This window comes from [Clostridium] fimetarium, from assembly GCF_900111235.1.
GTDB lineage: Bacteria > Bacillota > Clostridia > Lachnospirales > Lachnospiraceae > Clostridium_N > Clostridium_N fimetarium.
In genome coordinates, this window is the sequence record NZ_FOJI01000014.1 from 1 (window position 1) to 23,569 (window position 23,569).

General features: G+C 32.4%; 20 protein-coding genes. 2 read left to right on the top strand and 18 right to left on the bottom strand.

The window, feature by feature from the left end; all coding sequences use genetic code 11:
- Positions 1 to 538: 538 nt before the first annotated feature.
- The 7 genes from nspC to BMY18_RS15835 form a co-directional block, all read right to left on the bottom strand.
- Positions 539 to 1,699, bottom strand: a complete 1,161-nt coding sequence (nspC, locus tag BMY18_RS15805) for a carboxynorspermidine decarboxylase (protein WP_092455812.1) — start codon at positions 1,697 to 1,699, stop codon at positions 539 to 541.
- Positions 1,700 to 1,894: 195 nt separating this feature from the next.
- Positions 1,895 to 3,094, bottom strand: a complete 1,200-nt coding sequence (locus BMY18_RS15810) for a saccharopine dehydrogenase family protein (RefSeq protein ID WP_092455814.1) — start codon at positions 3,092 to 3,094, stop codon at positions 1,895 to 1,897.
- 116 nt (positions 3,095 to 3,210) lie between these two features.
- Entirely contained in the window at positions 3,211 to 4,062 is an 852-nt protein-coding gene (gene speE, locus BMY18_RS15815) for a polyamine aminopropyltransferase (RefSeq protein ID WP_092455816.1), read from the bottom strand.
- Between the two features lie 25 nt (positions 4,063 to 4,087).
- Positions 4,088 to 5,548: an aminotransferase class I/II-fold pyridoxal phosphate-dependent enzyme gene (locus tag BMY18_RS15820; RefSeq protein ID WP_242941059.1), complete on the bottom strand. Its 1,461-nt coding sequence runs from the start codon at positions 5,546 to 5,548 to the stop codon at positions 4,088 to 4,090.
- Between the two features lie 55 nt (positions 5,549 to 5,603).
- Positions 5,604 to 6,371: a CvpA family protein gene (locus tag BMY18_RS15825; RefSeq protein ID WP_092455819.1), complete on the bottom strand. Its 768-nt coding sequence runs from the start codon at positions 6,369 to 6,371 to the stop codon at positions 5,604 to 5,606.
- 22 nt (positions 6,372 to 6,393) lie between these two features.
- A complete protein-coding gene (locus BMY18_RS15830; RefSeq protein WP_092455820.1) occupies positions 6,394 to 7,704 on the bottom strand; it encodes a DUF5711 family protein in 1,311 nt (436 codons plus the stop codon).
- A gap of 55 nt (positions 7,705 to 7,759) precedes the next feature.
- Complete coding sequence (locus tag BMY18_RS15835; RefSeq protein WP_092455822.1) at positions 7,760 to 8,902, bottom strand: LysM peptidoglycan-binding domain-containing protein; 1,143 nt, start codon at positions 8,900 to 8,902, stop codon at positions 7,760 to 7,762.
- 295 nt (positions 8,903 to 9,197) lie between these two features.
- Between BMY18_RS15835 and yyaC the strand changes: the two genes are divergently transcribed.
- Positions 9,198 to 9,728: a spore protease YyaC gene (gene yyaC, locus BMY18_RS15840; protein WP_092455824.1), complete on the top strand. Its 531-nt coding sequence runs from the start codon at positions 9,198 to 9,200 to the stop codon at positions 9,726 to 9,728.
- Between the two features lie 71 nt (positions 9,729 to 9,799).
- Here yyaC and BMY18_RS15845 read toward each other — a convergent pair whose 3' ends face one another.
- The 3 genes from BMY18_RS15845 to BMY18_RS15855 all read right to left on the bottom strand — a co-directional run bounded on the left by BMY18_RS15845 (position 9,800) and on the right by BMY18_RS15855 (position 13,777).
- Complete coding sequence (locus BMY18_RS15845; RefSeq protein WP_092455826.1) at positions 9,800 to 10,894, bottom strand: hypothetical protein; 1,095 nt, start codon at positions 10,892 to 10,894, stop codon at positions 9,800 to 9,802.
- A gap of 28 nt (positions 10,895 to 10,922) precedes the next feature.
- Positions 10,923 to 13,217 (bottom strand): hydratase, encoded by a 2,295-nt coding sequence (locus BMY18_RS15850; protein ID WP_092455828.1) that lies wholly within the window; start codon positions 13,215 to 13,217, stop codon positions 10,923 to 10,925.
- 140 nt (positions 13,218 to 13,357) lie between these two features.
- Complete coding sequence (locus BMY18_RS15855) at positions 13,358 to 13,777, bottom strand: HIT family protein (protein WP_092455830.1); 420 nt, start codon at positions 13,775 to 13,777, stop codon at positions 13,358 to 13,360.
- 279 nt (positions 13,778 to 14,056) lie between these two features.
- On the opposite strand from BMY18_RS15855, the gene BMY18_RS15860 reads away from it, so the two are divergent.
- Positions 14,057 to 14,788, top strand: coding sequence for a sensor histidine kinase (locus tag BMY18_RS15860; RefSeq protein ID WP_092455831.1), 732 nt, complete (start codon positions 14,057 to 14,059; stop codon positions 14,786 to 14,788).
- Between the two features lie 15 nt (positions 14,789 to 14,803).
- On the opposite strand, the gene BMY18_RS15865 is transcribed toward BMY18_RS15860, so the two are convergent.
- The 8 genes from BMY18_RS15865 to BMY18_RS15900 form a co-directional block, all read right to left on the bottom strand.
- On the bottom strand, positions 14,804 to 15,790 hold the full coding sequence (locus tag BMY18_RS15865) for an SCP2 sterol-binding domain-containing protein (protein ID WP_092455833.1): 987 nt from the start codon (positions 15,788 to 15,790) through the stop codon (positions 14,804 to 14,806).
- 90 nt (positions 15,791 to 15,880) lie between these two features.
- Complete coding sequence (locus tag BMY18_RS15870; protein WP_092455836.1) at positions 15,881 to 17,380, bottom strand: DUF6382 domain-containing protein; 1,500 nt, start codon at positions 17,378 to 17,380, stop codon at positions 15,881 to 15,883.
- Positions 17,381 to 17,388: 8 nt separating this feature from the next.
- Positions 17,389 to 17,811 carry a hypothetical protein gene (locus tag BMY18_RS15875; RefSeq protein ID WP_092455838.1) on the bottom strand — a complete coding sequence of 141 codons (423 nt, stop codon included), beginning with the start codon at positions 17,809 to 17,811 and terminating at the stop codon, positions 17,389 to 17,391.
- Between the two features lie 62 nt (positions 17,812 to 17,873).
- A complete protein-coding gene (locus BMY18_RS15880) occupies positions 17,874 to 18,293 on the bottom strand; it encodes a prepilin peptidase (protein WP_092455841.1) in 420 nt (139 codons plus the stop codon).
- Between the two features lie 2 nt (positions 18,294 to 18,295).
- Positions 18,296 to 19,252, bottom strand: coding sequence for a hypothetical protein (locus BMY18_RS15885; RefSeq protein WP_092455843.1), 957 nt, complete (start codon positions 19,250 to 19,252; stop codon positions 18,296 to 18,298).
- A gap of 128 nt (positions 19,253 to 19,380) precedes the next feature.
- A complete protein-coding gene (locus tag BMY18_RS15890) occupies positions 19,381 to 21,537 on the bottom strand; it encodes a DUF5702 domain-containing protein (RefSeq protein ID WP_092455845.1) in 2,157 nt (718 codons plus the stop codon).
- Between the two features lie 278 nt (positions 21,538 to 21,815).
- On the bottom strand, positions 21,816 to 21,983 hold the full coding sequence (locus tag BMY18_RS15895; protein ID WP_092455847.1) for a Flp1 family type IVb pilin: 168 nt from the start codon (positions 21,981 to 21,983) through the stop codon (positions 21,816 to 21,818).
- A gap of 85 nt (positions 21,984 to 22,068) precedes the next feature.
- Positions 22,069 to 23,568: an immunoglobulin-like domain-containing protein gene (locus BMY18_RS15900; protein ID WP_092455849.1), complete on the bottom strand. Its 1,500-nt coding sequence runs from the start codon at positions 23,566 to 23,568 to the stop codon at positions 22,069 to 22,071.
- Position 23,569: the final 1 nt, after the last annotated feature.

Genomic DNA, 23,569 nt, shown 5'->3' on the forward strand with positions numbered 1-23,569 from the left:
ACCGTTCGTTTATTTTGAAATTCTTTTATAGAATTTTCAAGGTTGTTTTACTATTTAGTTATCAATGTTCAATTCAAACTTTTTCTTGGGTTCGTATACCGAATAATCCAGTATTTATGCGCCTTCGAGTATTGTTTGTGTGTTGCCATGTGTTACAGCGACTTGGTTATCTTATCATTCTGAGCCCACTTTGTCAACACTATTTTTCGCCTTTTTTATTCTTTTTATTTTTTCTTTGATTTGTCAGCTGCATTTTACATATTTTAGATTTAAAAAAAGAGTAATAATTTGTATCCAAAATTTCTTATAAGGTAGATGTTTATTGGGTAAACAGTATATTACCTGACTTCATAACACCTTTCAAAATGGTCTATTTATTGAATGCTATAAACTTAAGTCTGTATATCTTATTCCACAATTTTCCACTCATCCAAATTCATATTAATCGCCAGTTTATACAGACTCCCCCAAGTGATCGGTTTCTGAAAACTGCATTTTCATTTCTACCAGCATTATAGTTTAACAATTATCTCATAATTTATGACAGTCTTTCCTTAAAATCTTCATAACCAAATTCCTTTATAATCTTAATTCCTTCTATATCATTATAAGAAAGAATTGACGGTAATCTAATCCCATTAAATGTATTGTTTTTTACCATGCTATAATGTGCCATATCACAAAATACGAGCTTATCACCCGGCATTAATGGCTTGTCAAATGAGTATTCGCCTACTATATCTCCTGCAAGGCAAGTATTTCCACCAAGCTTATAAGTGTACTTCTTTTCGTTTGGCTTGCCTGCATCAATTATTTCCGGACGATATGGCATTTCAAGCACATCTGGCATATGGCATGCTGCAGACGCATCTATTATTGCAGCGTTCCCTTTTATATCCATTACTGATGCTATTAAATATCCGGTGTTTAGCGCTACCGCTTCCCCTGGCTCTAGATATACTGCAACATCATATTTATTCTGTACTCTATTAATACATTTTACAAGTAGTTCTATGTCGTAATCCGCTCTTGTAATATGATGTCCTCCGCCAAAATTAATCCATTTCATCTGATACATGTATTTACCGAATTTTTCTTCTACATGATCTAACACTCTTTCTAATGTATCCGAATTCTGTTCACACATTACGTGAAAATGCAAACCATCTATTCCATTTAATGCGTCTGGATTTTCCTCTAGTGCCTCTTGAAAATCTAGAAGTGTTGTTCCAAGTCTGGAACCTTCGCAACATGGATTATATATCTCATGTTCAACTTCTGCATATTCCGGGTTGATTCGGATTCCACACGTATGCTTTTTGCCATTTTGATCCGCTTGTTGCACTTTTTCTCGAAAATAAATCCACTGTTTAAGAGAATTGAAAACGATGTGGTCGCATAATGATAAAATCTCAGAAAATTCTTCTTCTCTATATGCAGGTGCAAATATATGAGTCTCTCCACCCATCTCTTCTTTTCCAAGCTTTGCTTCATATAACGAGCTTGCTGTTGTTCCAATTAAGTATTTTCCTATCATAGGATATAAAGAAAACATTGAAAATCCTTTTTGAGCCAACAATATTTTGCAATCAGTTCTATCCATTATATTTTTAAGTAATTGCAAATTTCTTTCAAGCAATCTCTCATCTACAATATATGCAGGTGTTTTAATTTGTGAAAAATCTATTTGATTAGGCATTGTATTCTTCTCCTTAGCATTTTATTTATTAATCTAAACCAATAATTAGATTCAGTATTACTTATAATAATTTTCCAATAAACTTAATTGTTTGTCAAGGAACATTATTTATAGTATATTTTGTTTAAAAATGCTCCTCCTTATGGTTGACAGTTTTATTGTTTTAACTGTCTACCACAAGGGGAGCACCTATATTTAATCGACTAATACCGGTCTAAAGTTCTCTTTCCATGGAAGTCCCCATTTATTGAGTGCCTCCATAAATGGATCTGGATCAAATTCTTCAATGTTATATACACCTGGTGCATCCCATTTTCCAGTCATCACCATCATAGCACCAATCATTGCTGGCACGCCTGTTGTATATGAAATCGCCTGTGAGCCGACTTCTTTATAGCATTCCTGGTGATCACATACATTGTATACATAATATGTCTTTTCCTTACCATCTTTCTTTCCTGTGAAAATACATCCGATATTGGTTTTGCCTTTCGTTCTTGGACCAAGTGACGCTGGATCTGGAAGAACTGCCTTTAAAAATTGAAGCGGAACTATCTGTTTTCCCTCATATTCAATTGGTATGATTGATGTCATTCCTACATTTTCAAGACATTTTAAATGTGTAAGATAGCTTTGTCCAAATGTCATAAAGAAACGGATTCTCTTAATACCCTTAATATTAATGGCAAGCGATTCTAATTCTTCATGGTGAAGAAGATACATGTCTTTTTCGCCAACTTCATCAAAGTTATATGTTCTTTTAATCTCCATTGGTTCTGTTTCAATCCATTTACCATATTCCCAGTAGCTACCTTTTGCAGAAACTTCACGAATGTTTATTTCTGGATTAAAATTAGTTGCAAATGGATAGCCATGTTCGCCACCATTACAGTCCAAAATATCTATTTCACTTATCTCGTCGAAATAATGTTTTGCAGCATACGCTGAAAATACACCAGTTACACCTGGGTCAAATCCTGATCCAAGAAGTGCTGTGATTCCAGCTTTTTCAAACTTTTCCTTATATACCCACTGCCATTTGTACTCGAATTTTGCAGTATCAAGTGGCTCATAATTAGCCGTATCCATATAGTTGGTCTTTGTTTCAAGACAAGCGTCCATAATTGTAAGATCTTGATATGGAAGCGCAATATTCATTACGATATCTGGTTTGTAACTATTAATTAATTGAACAAGTTCTGAAACATTATCTGCATCTACTTGTGCCGTTGTGATTTGTGTTTTTCCACCATCAAGTTTTTCCTTTAAAGCATCACATTTTGATTTGGTGCGGCTTGCTATACATATTTCTTCAAATACCTCTGAATTTTGACAACATTTATGAACCACTACACCAGCAACTCCGCCAGCGCCTATTATTAAAGCTCTTCCCACTTAATTTCCTCCGTTTCTTAATGTTCTTTTATTTTATTATTCATTCTTTTCATTACTCATTCGTTCCATTATTCATTCTTTTTATTATTCATTCTTTTTATTATTCATTCTTTTTATTATTCATTCGTTCCAAGTAGTTCTTTCACATATGTTGGCAAATAGAAACTGCCTTTATGTAAATCCGTATTATAATATCTGGTTTTTATTCCTAATTTATTCCATGCTTCTTCATTTAAATCATTAATTGGGTCATATTTTTTTGATGCAAATCCAAACAGCCAATGTCCCGATGGATATGATGGAATATGACATTGATATACCGTACTGAAAGGAAACACTAATTTTATATGATTATGTGCTTTTTGTACAGTCCTAGAATGCTCACTGTAATATGGGCTCTCATGTTGGTTAATCAGTATACCATCATCATGAAGTGCCTTGAAACAATTACCATAGAATTCTCTAGTAAACAAGCCTTCTGCTGGCCCGTATGGATCCGCACAATCTACTATTATTAAATCATACTCATCATTTTTCATTCTTACATATCTTAAGCTTTCCTCAAAATACATATGAACTCTTTTATCATTTAACTTGCATGAGGTTTCCTGAAAATGTTCTAAGCACATATCCGTAACCATCTTATCAATCTCTACCATATCGATACGTTCTATTGTATCGTATTTTGTTAACTCTCTAATCGTTCCGCCATCACCAGCGCCAATTACAAGTACATTTTTAACATTGGGATGAACTGCCATTGGCACATGAGATATCATTTCATGGTATATAAATTCATCCTTTTGAGTAATCATAAGTTCTCCATCTAGAACAAGAACTTTACCAAACTCACATGATTTTAATATATCGATTCTTTGAAATTCACTTTCGCAACTTGCAATCTGTTCTTCGATTTTCATAGAAAAGCGGACATCCTTTGTATGTTGGTCTGTATACCAAAGTTCCATATTCTTCACCTATTTTCCTTTCATGCTATATTGCCGTATCTACCACGTTAATATTTTCAACATTCATATCTTGAGTACCAGTCAAAATACAACCTTTTTCTCTTGCATATTCGATATATTTAATAATTTCTTTCGTTATCATCTCGCCAGGTGCAAGAATTGGAATTCCAGGTGGATAACACATAACAAATTCTCCACAGATCTTTCCGTCACTTTCTTGAATTGGCAAAGAAACTTTATAACTATAAAATGCTTTTTGTGGTCCCATAACTACTACTGGAGTGATATATTCATGATCAAACATACCGGATTTATCCTTTTCATGAAGTCTTTTAACCTCCGAAAGTGCTGATATAAGACGTTCTATTTCTAGATTTCTATCACCACCAGAAATTATTGCAAGTATATTTCCGATATCACCGAATTCAATTTGAATTCCAAATTCATCTCTTAAGAAATCATAAACCTCAATCCCTGCAAGACCAATATCGCGTGTATGAACCGAAAGTTTCGTTGTATCAAAGTCATAAATCATATCGCCATCAATTAATTCTTCACCAAATGCATAATATCCACCAAGTTTGTTTATTTCTTCTCTTGCATAAGTAGCAAATTCAATGGCTTTATCAATCAGTACTTGCCCATTAAGACTCATATTCTTCCTTGCTATATCAAGTGATGATAACAAAAGATATGATCCACTTGTGGTTTGCGTAAGATTGATTACCTGACGAACATAATCAGCATTTACAGTATTCTTAGTAAGTAAAATCGAACTCTGCGTAAGTGATCCTCCTGTTTTATGCATACTGACTGCAGACATATCTGCACCTGCTGCCATTGCAGAAATAGGCATTCTGTCATTAAAATAGAAATGCGTACCGTGTGCTTCATCTACTAAAACAAGCATTCCACTCTCATGTGCTAGCTCTACTATCGCTTTTAAATCAGAACAGATTCCATAATAGGTTGGATTATTCACAAGAATTGCCCTTGCATCTGGATTCTCTCTAATTGACTGTTTCACACTTTCAACTGACATTCCTAGCGGAATACCCAGTTTCTTATTCACGCCTGGATTAATATATACTGGAATTGCTCCATTTACAACCAATGCATTAATTGCGCTTCTATGAACATTGCGTGGCATAATTATCTTGTCACCAGCTTCTGTTGTTGACATTATCATGGCTTGTACTGCTGCTGTTGTTCCATTTACGATGAAAAAAGCTTCGTCTGCGCCAAATGCTTGTGCCGCTAACTCTTGCGCATCTTTAATAACCGAAACAGGATGACACAGGTTGTCAAGCGGTTTCATTGAATTCATATCAAGTTTCATACATTCTGCACCAAGAAATTCGCGGAGTTCTTTGTTTCCTCTTCCGCCTTTGTGGCCAGGCACGTCAAAATGAGCAAGCCTATTTAAGCGTTGCTCTTCTAAAGCTCTGTGTATCGGTGTATCATATTGTGTCAATTCTGTTTTCACTTTTGTTTTACACTCCTTTATCATAATCGTATCAGCAATATATTATTTGCAGAGATTAAATAATAGCAAATATAAGCTTCAAGATAAGGTTGTTGTTATAAAGGAATGCTAAAAATGAATTACTATTAACATATGCAAATACTGTATGTGCAAATTCTGTATCACAGAATATTGTTATTGCAATAAAAAATACCCAAACAACAATTAGTCCTTTTGCTAAGCCTAAAACCAAGCCTCCTGTTTTGTTAATCTGTTTAAGAACTGGAAGCCTACTTACTATATCAACCACTCTAATAATTACCTGCATAATAATATACACTACTATAAATATACCAGCAAATACTAATATATTGAAAATAATCAAAGATACTTGTTCCGCTAAAGCATTCGCCACCATATCTTCGACTGTTGTGATTCCTTGTCCTACATACTTCTCAATATTTATTTTAGACTGTATCTGATTTTTCAAACTTTCAGGAACCTTAAGTTTGTCTATCACTTGACTTGAAACATTTTGCATACTTGTACTAGATTGATTAATATCAGTGATTTTTGTTATATCTTGTGTTTTACCCATTTCTTGAAAAGCATCATCAACGGTATTATTTCGTTGCATCGTCTGATATGTAGCATTTTTAATATTTGTATACCAGTTCGTATTATCCTTAATAAAACTGCTAGCGATTGGTGTCAATGCCATTGTAATCAAAATGGTAGCTATCATCGCTGCTAAAGAAAGAATAATCCTAACCATTCCCTTTTTTAATCCAAAATATGCATTCAATCCAAGTACTACTATTACGCCAACTAAAACCCAGTTCATACTATTTCCTCCGTTTATAAGTTTATTTTAGTTTTATCTCTTGTATATATTTTGAATTTATAAGCATATAATCACCCTTTGATCCAAGTGAAAGAATGGACTTTATAGGTAAATCAAAAGACTGTTCGAATTGTATTTTCCCGTTTATATTCATTAATGTAAACGTTGTATCATTATACATTATTATACTTTTTCCATCAAACTTAATTATATTATATTCAGTATTAAATGTTGTCTCAAATGCTTGAGTTCCATTTATATTATAAACTAGCATCTTATATACATCACCAGCATCACTATTTTTTAAGACTAGGCCTATATAAACATCGCTCATAAAGACTCTTTCAATTTCGCTGTCTACCTTAATATCTTTTAAAAGAGTTGGATATTCCTTGATCTTATAAATACTCAAAACATTCTCACCAATAGCTACTGCACATGTGTCATTTATAAATTTCACCTTGGGAACTAATGTGCTATCATACTGGTTAAATCCGCCAACAACCTTTTCCGTCTCGTTCTCCCCTACATCCGAAAAGCTATAAAAAACTACATTGGTTTTAATTGAATCTCCATTCACCAACACATATGATGCCACTAGTTTCGTCGCATCATCCGACATGCTTATATCAAGTGGATATCCATTCTGGGCTAGTTCTGTCTTTACGGTATACAATATTGAACCATCTGTATTATACAACCTAATGTAATTCACATTGGTATCCTCGAGTACCGCTGCTGCAAGGCCTTGAATCGATACCTCGATTTGTGATATCGGCAATGAAGTATCTACATTGTATAGAAAACCTTTATCATTAAAGATATATATGCTGCTACCATTAAGATCACCTATCGCTAATGATTTACCACATATTTTGACTTGTGGCGCTTTCATCTGATACGTCTGATTCCAAATTGCTTCACCTTTATTTGTATAACATGAGATACCATCATTGCTATACCTAATATATCCATTATTATAATCAATATATTGTGCCGCTTCCGTGTCATCTTTGCTAATTGATTTGATTATTGTATAACCGGAATATTTGATATTATCAAGGCTAACCGCCACGATTACAGCGATTGCTATAAACGCAATTACACATATTCCAATTATTATCGCTATCTTAATTCTATGGTTATGAATCTTTTTATGTAACCCATCATCATCATCATCATCATCATCGTCATCATCTCTGCCATTAAAACTATTATTATAATCCTTAAAAACTCCTTTAACCACATTAGACGAATTACTAGGATTAGGATTCTTTGCTTTTTTATTTTCTATATTTTTTTTAATTTGAAGATAATGTTTTATATCTGCCACAAGACACTCCTCTTATATACATACTGACTTTATTATACAGTATTATTTAAATTATTCAAGGAAGTTTTATCTCTTGGCCAATAAATATTTTGTCTGGGTCATCAATTTTGTTTATCTCCATGATCTCTTTATATCTTAGACTATCTCCATATATTTTTCTGCAGATGCTCATAAGTGTATCACCCTTTTGTACAATATAGCTAGCTACCGGCTTTACATCAACTGGAGTACTGCTTGTTGGTGCCTGCGTCTGCGCCTGAGTTGCCGCTACCGTTGCCGATACCTGCGTCTGCGCTTCTGTTGGATATACGCCTCCTACAATCTTTTTCACAGTGGTACTTGTTGTCTCATCATCTATCGAAGTTGTTGATTTTACGTTCATATTAGCAACTTGCTGCACTATTTGATTTAATGTTACGTCAAGCCCTCGCATTTTCTCGTAACTATTCATCATATTAATTCCAATCACTAAAACTACAACTATCATAAACGTACTTATCCCATACATAAGTGACATTGTTTTTTTTTGCTCAGCAACTTCCTTTTTTTCTGCAATAATTGTCCTAAAATTATGAATGACATCATCTTCAACCATAGGATCAACACTTTTACCTGTGCGCTTAGCCAGCATATATTCTTGCATGTCATTATTTCTTTCATAAAAACATACATATCCACTCTGCTTCTTCAAGCATTTTCCTTCATAAAAATAAAAATCCTCTTCTTTTTCCGACGTATTCACCAAATATAGGGCCTTCATATTTCCTGCAAAGTTGTCTAAATGTATCTTTTCAAGATTTGACATGAAATCCAACGTTACATCTGGTGTTGTTACGAACCATCCAGTAATTTCTAAATTATGAAAATATTTTTCCATGTCTTCATATATCAGAGACCATACATTTTCACTAAATGTAATTCGATTTTCATCTTCATCTATTTCAATTTTTACTGCACCTTTAATAAATACATAACTTTCTCCACCTGACTTTTTAGACTCTCCTAAAAGCACCCCCACTCTTAGCTTGTCCGAATCTTCGTATGCGATCGAATTAATATATGTAAATACATAATCCTCAATGTAAATTTTTTTATTTGAATGCATATCCCCTATTTGCTTAATGTTTTTTGGTCTTTTAATATTTTGTTGTTCATTTAAACTCTTTTTTTCCCCATCATTGCAAACTATTTCTATCATACTACGTTTCCCTCCTGAATAAGTATATTGGGCACTTCAATACCGTAATATTAGCATATGCATTTTTAGAAAATTATCGTTTTATGTCAGTAGAAAAGAAGAATTTTATGACTTAAATATACAGAATATATCAGATATGTTTAAAGATGTGCTAAGTTTTCATTTTTTATTGATTAATATAGTTTTTTTTATCCTTTTTTGTAAACAACAATATACATAGAAATGATATTTTTTCAATAAATATGTTAATAATCATTTAAAAACTATAAAATTTATAGGAGAGGATATAAACTCTATGTTATTTTATTATAATTCAGACTTATCAGAGACACCGAGGGAAATGAGTTCTCAAATTTCTAAATTTGTTCACCCTGAAATCATTGGAAATAGACAGGTAATTGTTCTATGTATAGGAAGCGATCGTTCTACTGGAGACAGCCTAGGCCCGTTAATTGGCTATAAGCTTATTAAAAGTGGACTTACAAACGTCACCATATATGGTTCATTAAAAAATCCCGTCCATGCTACGAATCTTAACGCAACAATTGACGAGATTTATAATTTGTATAATAACCCTTATGTTATTGCCATTGATGCTTCCCTTGGTAAGAAGGATCATATTGGCTGTATTACGCTTGGTACTGGTGCCCTTAAGCCCGGACTTGGCGTTAAAAAACAACTGCCAGAAGTCGGAGATATCCATATTACTGGGATTGTTAATCTTTCTGGGGCAATGGATACATTGCTTTTACAGACTACCAGGCTTTCTACCATTATGACTTTGGCTGATGTTATTTCTGAAGCATTGATTAACTCATTAAATTAACATCATTGCTTTTGTTATATTAGGTTGTATTATTGGGAGTTGTATTTTTGTTTTATCATTTTTGGGTTTTATTATTTTTTTGTTTTATATACCGCTATTGCCTTTCCAATTGTTTCGGCACCGCCAGTATTCATTATTTCTGCAAGTGCCTCCAATTTGTCGGGCGTAGCAAATTCATTTCCAAGATAGGCTTCATAATTAGATGCAATATAGATTCTTTGCTCCTTAACTTTATCTTCCATTTCTGTAAGTAATGAGTGTTTTTTCTCTAAATCCACTTTCAAAGCTATTATACGTTCTTTATCTTTACCTTCGATTTCTGCAATAATATTAGGCTTTACCAAATTATTAAAGTCTTCAAGTGCTAAAGATTTCTTTGCTTCAAACTTTTCTATATCCGTTATTATAATATTAATCTTTTCGTCAAACTTATCTAGACCATACATTTCTTCATTTTTATCTTTTTTAATAGCATGCACAATTTTACGGATTTTTCGCTTGTTTTCAGTTATTCTATCTTTTGTTTTAATTAGCCCTTGAATAACCTCTAAATGAGGGAACTTAATTTTCTCGCTAATTAGCTTATATATTGTAAACACAATCGCTACAAGCACAATATATATTAAGATCAAACTCCAGTCCGGCATATTCGGAACGAAATAATAGATAGCTGAAGGCACCGCTAAAAATGTTATTAGAAATGTTACTATGCATATAAAAGCATCTTTAAACCCTTTAGTCATAAACAATGCCAAAAACAGACGGCTATTACAAAATCTTGGGATTCTATTGCTTTTAAAAGCCGCCTTAATCTCATCCTTCATACCCTTGTTATCTTCTCTAAGCGATGAAGTTTCAACTGAAATTCTCTCTTTTACACCTTTAGACTTTGCTTTATCCCTGTCTGATTGAATCTTCTTTAACTTTTCTTGGTCACTTTCAATTTCTTTATCAAACCCTGATGCAACAGCTTCACGTCTTGTCTTAAGTGTAGATTCAATTTCGTCTCTAACCGCTTTTTCTAAAGATTCAATATTCTTCTCAAGATCTTTGACTGCTACTTTAACAGGTTCGATTTTTTCTTTTGCAATATTATGCTCCTTAATATCAGATTTGATCTGGTTAAGACAAATAATATCACATGTCAATATATTTTGTTCCTCCATACAACCATCCTCCTAATTACGTCACGTATTAATTATTCTCTCTGTAGAAATTAATAAGACATCCCTCAAGAATAATCTTTCGTTCATCATCTGTAAGTTCACCTAACTTAAGTTCAAACTCTTTAAGTGTATCCCCTACGACAAAAGCTCTAATTGAATCGTTTTTATTCTTAACCGCTTCTTTGATTCCCGGTACAAACAAGTAATCACCCTTTTTAAATGGAAGTTCGCCCGCTTTTACAAGGAATGGGAGCATGCCCCAATTAATAAGATTTGAACGATATCTCTTTGTTGCATAATCATTTGCAATATTCGCCCATCCTCCAAGAACCTTCTGGCAGGAAGCTGCTTGTTCACGTGCTGATCCATCGCCTGGTTTTACTGCGAAAATAGCACTTCCAATTCCAATATTCGTATTATTGATATCTGGATAACTCGCTTTGATTTTATCCATTATCGATTTGATTTCTGGAAATGCTTCTTCAGGGCTTTCTCCTGCGATTCTGGCTTTTTCAGCAACATGAACTTCTTTGGCACGGCCAACATATCCTGGATCTTTTCTAGATAAAGTATATTCCGCAAGTCCAAGTGGATTTGAACGATATGATGAAGTTTCGCCCGATGGAATCAATTCATCTGTTGTTGTCACTGGATCATGGATTTCTGCAACAACCTTTAATACTAAATTATCTGTAAGTGCTGACATTTCAGGCCAATCCTTAATGTTTGGTCCAAATTGGATTTCCACATCTGGATCAGGGATTCCTTTGCTATCAAAAACACGATTTTCGTAAATTGATTTGTCAAAGAAATACTTTGGATTTTTATATTCAACATCTATATCTGTAGCTGATGTCAAGAACCCTTTGTTCGCTGCAGTCGCTGCAATTGAACGCGCATCCATAAGCGCAACTGAAGAAATTTGTCCATTTTGTAGCTTAGACCCTTCACGGTTAGGGAAGTTTCTAGTAGAATGTCTAATACTAAATGCATTATTAGCAGGTGTATCTCCGGCTCCAAAACATGGCCCGCAAAATGCAGTTTTAACAATTGCACCCGTTCCAAGTAAATCAGCTAAATCACCATTTCTAGCGAGTTCCATATATATTGGTGTACTTGCAGGATATACGCTAAGCGTAAATTCATCATTGCCAATACTCTTATTTCTTAAAATATCAGCTGCTGCACAAATATTTTCAAATCCACCGCCAGCACATCCAGCGATAATACCTTGCTCAACATATAACTTACCATTTCTAACTTTATCTTTTAAGCTGTATTCAACTTGACCGCCTAAGCTTACAAGCGCTTTTTTCTCACATTCATCCAATATATCCAAAAGATTAGCGTTAAGCTCTTCAATTGTATATGTGTTACTTGGATGAAATGGCATTGCGATCATTGGTTTTATCTCGCTTAAATTAACATAAATCATTCCATCATAATAAGTTACATTTCCTGGATTTAGTTCTTTGAAGTCTGCACTTCTTCCGTGAATGTCATAAAATTCCTTAATCTTATCGTCCGTTTTCCAAATAGAGGAAAGACATGTTGTCTCTGTTGTCATTACATCAATACCAATACGGAAATCGGCACTTAAATTAGAAATACCTGGTCCAACAAATTCCATTACTTTATTCTTAACATAGCCATTACCAAATACTTCTCCAATAATTGCAAGTGCAACATCTTGAGGGCCTACACCCTTCATTGGTTCACCAGTCATATATACACCAACAACGCCTGGCATATTAATATCATATGTTTTGTCAAGTAACTGCTTCACGAGTTCTGGTCCACCTTCACCCATTGCCATTGTACCCAGTGCACCATAACGCGTGTGACTGTCTGAACCAAGGATCATCTTGCCACCGCCTGCAAGCATTTCTCTTGCAAACTGATGAATAACTGCTTGATGAGGTGGTACATATATTCCACCATATTTTTTAGCGCATGTAAGTCCAAACATGTGATCATCTTCATTAATCGTTCCACCAACCGCACACAAACTATTATGGCAGTTAGTAAGTACATAAGGAATCGGGAATTTTTCGAGCCCTGATGCACGTGCCGTTTGAATAATTCCAACAAAAGTAATATCATGAGAGGTTAATTTATCAAATTTAACCTTTAACTTGTCCATACTTCCTGACGTATTATGCTTTTCTAAAATTTCATAAGCTAATGTGTTTTTAGCAGCTTCTTTCTTTGAAGGTACATTTTCACCTAATTTGCTCTTTAATATAGCAGCTATATCTGCACCATCTTCAATCACTTCATTTCCATTGATAAGATACGCTCCGCCTTTACTAAGTTGTATCATCTAAAATCCTCCTATTTCATAAATATATGAATCAATTTATAATACCATAAAATTACGCAATAAAATTGGTATTGAATATAATATTGAATATAATTATAATATCCAGCTTATATTCTTGCAAATACTTTTCATCACTATTTTTACTTGAACCTATTCTGAATTTTCTTTTTCAAATCTTTTATTTCATCCTCAGAAATCTTTCCTTGATTCCAAGAAAACTTAACATTATCCCCTAAATATCTTGGAATAATATGCATATGAAAATGAAACACTGTCTGCCCTGCTATTTCTCCATTGTTTTGTAAAATATTCATACCATCACAATTTAGCGCCTCTTTAATCGCTTTTGCAAGTCTTGTTGCCACTTTAAATACATGTGCTGCAGTTTCTTCGTCAATCGAATATAAATTATCAAAATGCTCCTTGGGCAAAATAATTATATGTCCCATAGATGCGGGTGATAAATCAAAAATAGCCTTCACAATATCATCTTCATAAAGCGCATTTGTAGGAATATCTCCATTTGCTAATCTGCAAAAAATACAATCATCTTTTCTCATTATATATCCTTCTCTCCTATCCACTTATTTATAATAGAATAATTAACTTGAGTGTCAAACTCCTTTTATAATGTAAACAATAAATATTAATTTATAACAATTTACAACAATTTTCAATTAATTTTTTTATAATATGTCAAAATATGTCGCAAACCTTTTATTTACATAATTTTACATAAAGCGTATACTCATTAACATATATAATAGCTTAGAAGCAAGCATATATCAATACTATTTTTAGCTTATATTGATATCTTGTCTATACGAGAGGAGTCACTTATGATTAGTGAAAAAGACATACTGTTGTTAAAACAGGTGCAAAAGGAAGACCCTGAAATATACAGTTTAATTGAAAGAATACAACAAAATGCATCTGCTACAATGTCCAATGTTTCACATAAAATGAAAAATATAATTTCTATAGCAAGTAGCTCATCGCAGTTTATTGAAAGTCAACACCCCGAAACAGCTGACTTTAACTTATGGCCGCAGCTTAAAAGTTCAGTTGCATATCTAGCGCGATTTATGGACCAAGAAGCCCTATATCGGCATAGTGCCATTATTGAATTGAAACCTATGAATTTACAGGATCTATTATGGACCATTCCCGATCTTATGGATGACCTATACGAGTCAAATACCAATAATAGTATTAGAAATTATAATTATGATATAGCCAGCAATATTCCCGAAATTAATGGAGACTATTCTAAACTGAAATTTGCTTTTATTGAAATAATGAAAAATGCTTTCGAGGCAACCTCTGATAATGATACAATTACCATTATTGCTGATATTATAGATAACTCCGTCGCTATTACAATTAGAGACGAAGGTGTCGGAATCGATAGTACTATTATACATAATGTCACCGAACCATTTTTCACAACCAAAACCGATCATGTTGGTACCGGCCTATCTACAGCAAATAGGATTGTGAAAGCTCACGGTGGCAACCTAAACATAGCTTCAGATGAAAATACTTGTGTAACAATTACTTTACCATTATAATGCGCTTATATTCACTTAAAATTTAAATATTTCATCGAGCATTCTAAGCGTTTTAAAATTACCTTTTGCAGTCATATCTCCTGTCATGAATGCTCTTTGAAATGTCATTCTTCCAGCAATAATATTATCAAATATTTCTTTTCTCATTTTTCCAATCACATCAGCTTCAGCATTATCTCCAAAAGCAACTGATATTGCACTGCCATCTACTGTAATCAAAATATTTTTATCCTTATCACTTATCATAATCATATAAGTTCCTGAGAAATCTAATACTGGTGCAAATTTGCTTTTTAGAGAAGCTAAATAATAATCATCCCCACCATTTTCTTTATCACTCATCATCTCCTTAAACAAGTTTGATAAATCTTCTATATCCTTTTTTTGTGTCTGAACAAATGTCTCATCTGATGCAAACTTAGAAAGCTGTTCATTCTCTTGAGGAGTAAGATTAATTGTGTCTTTCATTATCGACTGCTTAATTGTATTGTTACTTGATGGCAATAGCTTAACCTTCTGGGTAACCGTTCTATATATTGTCTCTGCAAACCTTTCTATAATTGAAATATGGTCGCCATTGAATTCAAAATCTGTCGTTTCATCAACATATGCGCTTAATCCGTTCACTGGCTTTCCCCCAAGCATTTCCCATGAATTACTAAGTGTAAGAGACGCCTCTCTTTCCCCATAAGTCTTAGCCATTACAACAGGAAACATATAGAGTTCCCCTATCTTACTTTTATCACCATATTGCCAACAATAATCAAGAAACATCTGCATATATCCGCCTATCCCATACCATTCAACCGTTGTTGCTAATATAACAGCATCCACTTCCTTTAATGTCTGAGGTAGGGTAGTAATTGTACTTTTCAAGTCATGTAAATTATATCTTTCAACTTTTACATTAAGTTCTACTAGTATTTGCTGAATTTTATTAATTACAAATATTGTTGGGTCATCAATTAGACCTCTTCCACCATAATAAATATTAATATTCATATTGTAATTGACCTTCCTAAAAATATTTGAAATTCCAAATTTTTGTCGATTTCTACTCAAAGAATATCATATTACAAAAGGATTTACAATCTAATCTATCGTAAATCTATATTGCATAATTGCTATCTTCAATATATCCGAATCTTTTATCTGTACTTTTTGATTTGGTTCAATTTTGTCACCATTTATATATGTTCCATTCGTGGAATTAAGATCTTCCACAAAATATGCTCCACTACTTTTTTCTTTTGTGAATCTTAAGTGCATTCTACTAATTAATTTATCACTTAATACATAATTACATTTTGATGTATAACTACCAATAATAAAAGGGGTTTCTCTTATCGCTATTTCTTTTTCATTACTTGAATCATCTTGTGCAAGAAGTCTGCAATTTATTGATAACGTTGACTCTTTCAAAAAATCTGAAAGCAATTGCGTACAAGCGTACTCTGCCTGATCTTTTGTGTTTAATTTGTCAGTAACACCCTTATATATATTTGAAAAAATAGTATCCATTTTTGCTACTGAGACAGCATATTCAACCTCTTCTTTATTTTTAACAATCTTAGTAAAACAGGACTTATTTTTTTCATAAAATATATCTACTAGTTTATAGGCTATCAAAACCAATGCTATCAGTATGGCCGCAGGCACTAACCCAATTTTAATCACTCTATATCTAGGCAATATGACATTAAATGCGGTAAATATCATTATAATTACAAATAATGCTTTTACTGCCATAAAAACATTAAACAAATTAATATTTCTCACTTCCTTTTCATCCTCAATAACTTCTGACATAACACTCTCAATTATATGATGATTTTTCAAGCTTTTCTTTGTTGAATTTCTGCTATGACTATCTATATCTTGTCCATTAAGACTGGTTTTTATATTGATACTTTCTCTATTATCAAGATTTTCTTTTTCATTAATATTATCTTTTTTATTTATATTTTCTTTTCTATTGAGATTCTTATTTTCATAAGATTTTCCATTTTCATAAAGATCGCTGTTTTCCTCGTGATTTTCCTTTTCGTTATCTTCCAATATATTATCAATTAAATTATCTATGTTGTAATCATTTTGAAGAATCTTTTGATAAATACCATATGTTAGCATTACTGCTTTTTTGTCATTATGATCCAAATGTTCTAAAACGAATTCAAATAATTGTCTTAATGACTCACCAAAATCTTTTTCGTAATATGGATAATATGTAAAATATAATGCTTTATCACTGATATTCATATATATTAATCTTGCATTTAAAACTACATAATCTAGTTCTAAAAGATATTCATTTACAACACAAGTAATCTGTGAAATATGCATCGCAATATTTATCACATCATCATTGTTAATATTATTTCCTTCGTACATTCTTGAAAGCGGCTGCTTTGAAGAAATGTCGTAACAATAACTTTGGCTATTATTAATACTTTTTAGACTGACTGGTAAGAACTTGCTTAATGTGTTTTTTAAAAGCATTTTAATCTGATAACTTTCTTCGCCAGGTTTTTCTGGTGATTCAAGAATCATATAATTATTGCTATTATCTCTTAAATATTTTTCTTGGATCATTTTCCTCCTTACCTTATAACATCCTCTACTGCATTAATAATGCGTATGAACTCTTCTGGTTTGCTTTTTATTACAGTTGCACTTTGATTTAAAAGTCCTGTCTGATTCATCCATTTTAATGCTGATGAAAAGTAACCAGTACATGTGACCTTAATATCACCTTTATTATTTTCAATAATTACGTTAATATTTTTTGTACATATTGTCTTTTCCCTGATATAGTCAATTCCTTCTTGCCTTAATTCAGCTCTTTGCCAATCTTCTTCGCTGCGTTCAGCTCTAATTGCCAATTTTAATGCCGAATTTTTTAATATTACTGCATCATGAATATAAAAGCATACATATAAAAGGAGTACTATAATAATTATAAATAACGGCATAATAAATGAATTTTCCACAGTATACGATGCTTTCAGTCTTTGATTTTTCATATTCGCTCCTATCAATCTTTTCTGCTTGATTCAGCTTTCTTTCGCATTAAGGCTTTCCTGATTTATATCAAAATGCACATATATGCGCATAATATATATGGTATAAATGGCAATTCTTGCTTCATTTTTACCTTTTTAAAAGTTAGCAGTACAATTACAACTGCAGCAGAAATTGTAATTGCTAATATAAAAACAAGCAAGCACATTTTGCCTCCAATTAATATTCCAATACTACTTAAAACTGCCCCATCCCCAGAACCAATCCCGTCATTCATAAGTTTCCCCATTAGGATCACACATAATCCTACCGTGATTCCTAAAAACATACTAATTAAAGATATCTTGTTCATGCAGATATTTATGACCACACTTGCAAGTGAAAATATGATAATGCTTTTAAGTGATACTGACTTTTCCCTAATATCTTTGTATGTCTGGTATGCTAAATAGCTCAATATAAAAACTTTGATGATACTTTCCATCACTAATCCCCCTTACATTTGCTACATTGTTTTCTGTCTAATACCGTAGATAGCCGAACTGCCATAACATTTCTCATAAGCGCACTGCAATTAACTGTTGTATGATATCTATCACCATAATCAGTAATATAAAATTTTCCAACGGCGCTTTTGCTGCCACATCTCTCACATGCATAATATTTTCCGCCACTCTCATTTCTTTGATTTCCCAATTCATTTGCTGGAATTTCATGAATCGATAAAATCAAGTATGAACAGTTTCTATTTGTATGATATACACTTCCATTTGGCGTAATATATACAATGGTCTCATCTGTATTAGATGGTTCCACCGGTTTATCTGCATTATCTGTTTCTCCTAGCCATGCATTCGTACTTACGCTTTGCGTAAAAGTCATAATTCCAATTCCAAATATATCAAATGGATTTCTAACCGTGTAACTAACAATAATATTAATCATATTATTGTTAGACATGATTTTTGAATTCATCATATTAAAGCCTGCAACGCCTCCCACAATATGAGATTTTTTAATATAATCCGTTCCAAGCTCTGATATAAATAATGTTTGTGCAATTCCGACTCCTATTCCATTATCTAAAATCGTCCTGTACCCTTCCTCTTTATCGCTATCCTTATCTGCTTTTATCAAATCATTTTTTTGTTTTTCGCTTGTGTTTTGACCATTTACCATTTCATAGGCATACATATATTTTGCCATTTTTCGGCTCTCATTATATAAGGCTTGCTGAACCTTCACCTGAAGACCTACGATTTGAATGAGATATGTTACTGTCATAATTGCATAAATGAACAGCGGTAGGACAATTGAAGCTTCCACTGTTGAGGAGGCAGACAAATACATCCTCTTATTATTGGGCATATTATTAACTTTTTTAAGAAAAATCTGTTCATCGTTGAAAATGAAATTTTTATTTTGGTAGTAATAAGAGGACATATTTATCCACCTCCTTTGATGTTTTTTTATATCGCTATATTTCTATAACTGTTTATATTTCTTTAATATTCATACTGTATTTCTTGATTATTCATAGTTTATTTACTCAATACTTATAATGTAATTTCTCAATATTCATACTGTATTTCTTGATTATAAAAATTTGTTTTACCATTAATCGAAAATACGGCTGTTGCATTGAGTGAATATATATAATTCTTTAATCTAAAATCTTTGTTTCCTTTTTCAATCATTTTCATTTCCATCGCATCCATTGTTTTATAATACTTATTATTAGGATTTTCCATATATATAAGTACTCTCAAATATTCTTCATAGTTAAAGCCTTTATCCTTATCGGCATTGGAACTGTTTGAAGTAAAATCCATCGCTAATAAATTTGTCAGACTCAAGGTCCAATTACTTTTATTCTTATCAACTTCCACTTTTTCTCCTCGGAATAATTTTCTCATATCAATAACTGATTCTCCATAAGCCCATGCCGACATAATCAAATATTGTCCTGCTTTAATTACAGCATAGTTCCCTGTAAAACCTAGCAAACTTAACGCTAATGCATAACTTTCATATTTCTTTTCACTATCTGTAAAAAGATATTCTAAATTGGCACCTTCCCGAATAAGTGAGAGTTGCAAAATAGAGGATTTTATATTTTCCAAGTCACTATCATTTCCACACAATATATATTCTAATTTATAATCTAACAAATCATCGGTTTTTATCGGCTCTTTCTTTGAATCAAATGAATCTGTATATGAATTAAATCTTGAAAATAAATATTCGTTATAAAGTACATTATCCTTTGCTCCAGTTGTAATATTGCTCCAATAATTGCTAGTACCGTTTTGTTGACTAGATGCTAGGTCATCGATGTGAATACTTTTTTGTGAGATTTTTGAAGGTTCTTCTACTACCAATCCCACCATCCCATCCTTAATCGTACTGATTATTTTTTTTATTGCGCCAAGCCCATCTGAATCAGAAGAAAAATCCACTCCTGAATAATCAAAAACCAATTTTGTATTGTCAAATTTTGAAATAGCATCCACACATTTATTTATTGAAGCCATTGCTTGTTCCGCATTTTCTTGGTTTAATTCCTTATTTATCGAATTGAATATTTTCTGCGCATTATTCAATATTTCTTGATCTCTTTTGAGCGCGCCTAATATGTTATTAACATCGCAAATTGAACGTGACTGCGCATTTTCGAAATCCCCCAGTTTAGATAAATCTTCCCCAAAATTATTGGCTAGCTCATCGCCTATGATTGATCGATTCGTTTCAACATCATTTTTTGTGCTATCAACTGAATTAGTTACCTGTTTTATTGCACTATCATAACTTTCGGCAATTGCAATTGCCTCTTGCGTCTTTTCAAGCACAGAACTTATCAACGTATTAAACTCATCATAATTTCTAAGAAATACTGACTCATAGGAATTAATATCATTATCATTCGTTTGAATCGTTTCATCCGATTCATCCAATTCATCTTTAGCATCTTCAATAATAGATTCTGCGTGGAAATTCATATTTGTTAATATTTCCAAAGCATTTATGTATTTTATATATAATACGTCATATACCTTGGTATCAGTTACTGATACATTATTTGCAGTAACACCTCCTATACATAACGCTTTTACGAAGTTTTCTCCAACAGCAATTGGTTTGTTATGCCTGGATTTAAATCCATAATCATTCGTATCCAAACCTTCAACTTTAGTGATAAGCTGCAATACAATCCTGTCAATTTGGCTTGTATACTCTTCACACTGACTTATTTTATCTACTATTTCCTTTGTTTTTTCTGACTTTTTCACCTGTTCTTCACTTCCAATAATTAACTGTGCCGCTTCTGATAGAATCCCATAATTCATATAATCGAGAATTTCTTGTTTCATTACTGTACCACCATTATCAGTAGCCATAATCATTTCATTAATTTTAAGTGACTGCAATTTTTCAGATGTAAAGCCTGTTCTATATTTTGTGTTTTCTTCTATATAGTTTTTTAATTTATACTCTAATTGATCTGTTTTTTTGAAAAATAGTATATCAAATTCATCAAGTAACGGTTTTGAATACTCTGCGAATACAGACTCCACCGAAAGATTGCAAGCTATATTCGCATTTGTTTTTGCTACTGACATTGATACTGATCGAATAGATGCACACACCACGGACAAAACCAATACAATAACTAGACTTGCAAAAGCGGTGATTTGTCCCTTTAATTGATCTTTTATTTTTTTATCCATATACTTTTAGCTTTCCTGAAAATAATTTGTATTACTTAGGCGGATTTAATATGATTGTATTATATTTGTTGATTTGATTATGATTTGACCTGATTAATTAGATTCAAATTGATTGGATTTGATTGGATTTTCTTAGAACTGCTTTGATTAACCTTGCTTTGTAATGGTAATGCTTTGTATTGCTTTATATTGCTTTGTATTGCTTTATATTGCTTTGAATTGCTTTATATTGCTTTGAATTGCTTTGTATTGCTTTTCCTTAAATCGAATTGCTTGACTTAAATCTGATTTGCTTGACTTGTCATTTTTGACATGATTGTATTTACTAAACTTACTAATTGTTTTTTAAATATTATTACAAGCCCGATTAATACAATTATAATCAATATTATTTCAACTACTCCCATTCCATCATCCTCAACTATAAAATTCTTGAAGTTTTTCATGTTTTCCCTCCATTTCATGCTATTTTTTTACTAAATACATTTTCTTAAATACATTTTCTTAAATACATTTACTAGATATAATTCACTACATGCTAAATGATAACATCGCAGGGACTATCACAATAATCATAACAATGACTAACATAATTGCCATTGGTGCCAATAACTTTGTCCCCGCCTCTTCACCTAATCGCTTAGCAATATTCTTGCGCTCTTCAAATGCCTCTAATGACTCATTTTCAAGCATTTGTGTAAGGCCTTTTGTTCCTTTTTTTAAATTCTGTTGCAATAGGGCTCCTAATTTTAAATACTCTTTTATATTGCAGCGTTTTCCAAACTCAGCATAAGCTTTTCCCTCAGCCATTCCTGACTTCATTTGGTAATATGCTATTAGCATTTCCTCATATGAATAATGCATCTTAGACTCATTATTTTCTCGTTGTTTTTTGTAATCCAAAGATATTTTTTCCCATGCTCTAGAAATTGTCATTCCGGCTCCAGCAAGCAACGTAAGTTTTGATACAACTTCTGAATAATCATATTTCAATTGCATATCCCTATTCTTTTTTTCTTTCTTGTTTTGTCCTTCAATCCCCGCTAAAAGAACGATTGTCATTACGATTCCTAGTACTACGATTATACCTGCGGTATCATCCTTACTTGACTCTTTATATTCTAGTTGAACACCATTTACAACGGTTGGCAGATTAATTTTATCCTCATATATACTATTACCTGATGCTTGTGCAATAGCTTTTTTTATTGCTCTAATAAAATGTTCTTCCTCCGTTAAGTATGGTGGAAATACTTTAATATCAATTGGATATTCACAAGTTTGATCCCGATAACTTAAATTTGCAGTAAGCTGAATTGGAATACAATCTACATTATTCGTTTCAAAATCAGAATTGTATACAGTGCCATCATAATCTACAATATTATAATCGCTTGAATACCAATCAACATTAATTGCATATTGGGAGATAACCGTCGAAAGGTTCAAATCACTTGTAACGTTTTCTAGCGATTCATTTTCTTTTAACATATTTTCCAACACATATTCATATGCCAACACAAAGTTTTGTTTAATTTCTTCCGCGTTATACTGTCTGGCTTCTACGTTAAATTCAACTTCATAGGGAGTCTCCTCTCCAACTTTATACACATTCATATCTATATTTTCGGAGTTTTCCACATTCGCAGGGCGGTTTACAGCATTATCGTTAATAACACTTCCTTTCGAATCGGCAAATGTCAACAAAACACACAGAAAGCTAGTTATACTTAACATGAATATTACAATTGATATCTTTTTCGCATTATTTAAATATTCGTCACTTTTCTTATTATTTGTACTTTTAAGCTTCTCAATACTTTTTAACTTATCAGTGCTTTTTAACTTATCAGTACTTTTTAACTTATCCATTATTATAAACTTATCCAATATTTTAAATGAAAGCGAATACACCAAAACAAATGAATTTTGCTTTTTATTCAGTGTTTCAATTTCTTCTCGCTTATAATTTTTTGTAAATATAAGCCCAGTAATTACGAATATTAATATGATTAAGCTTACTATCAGCACC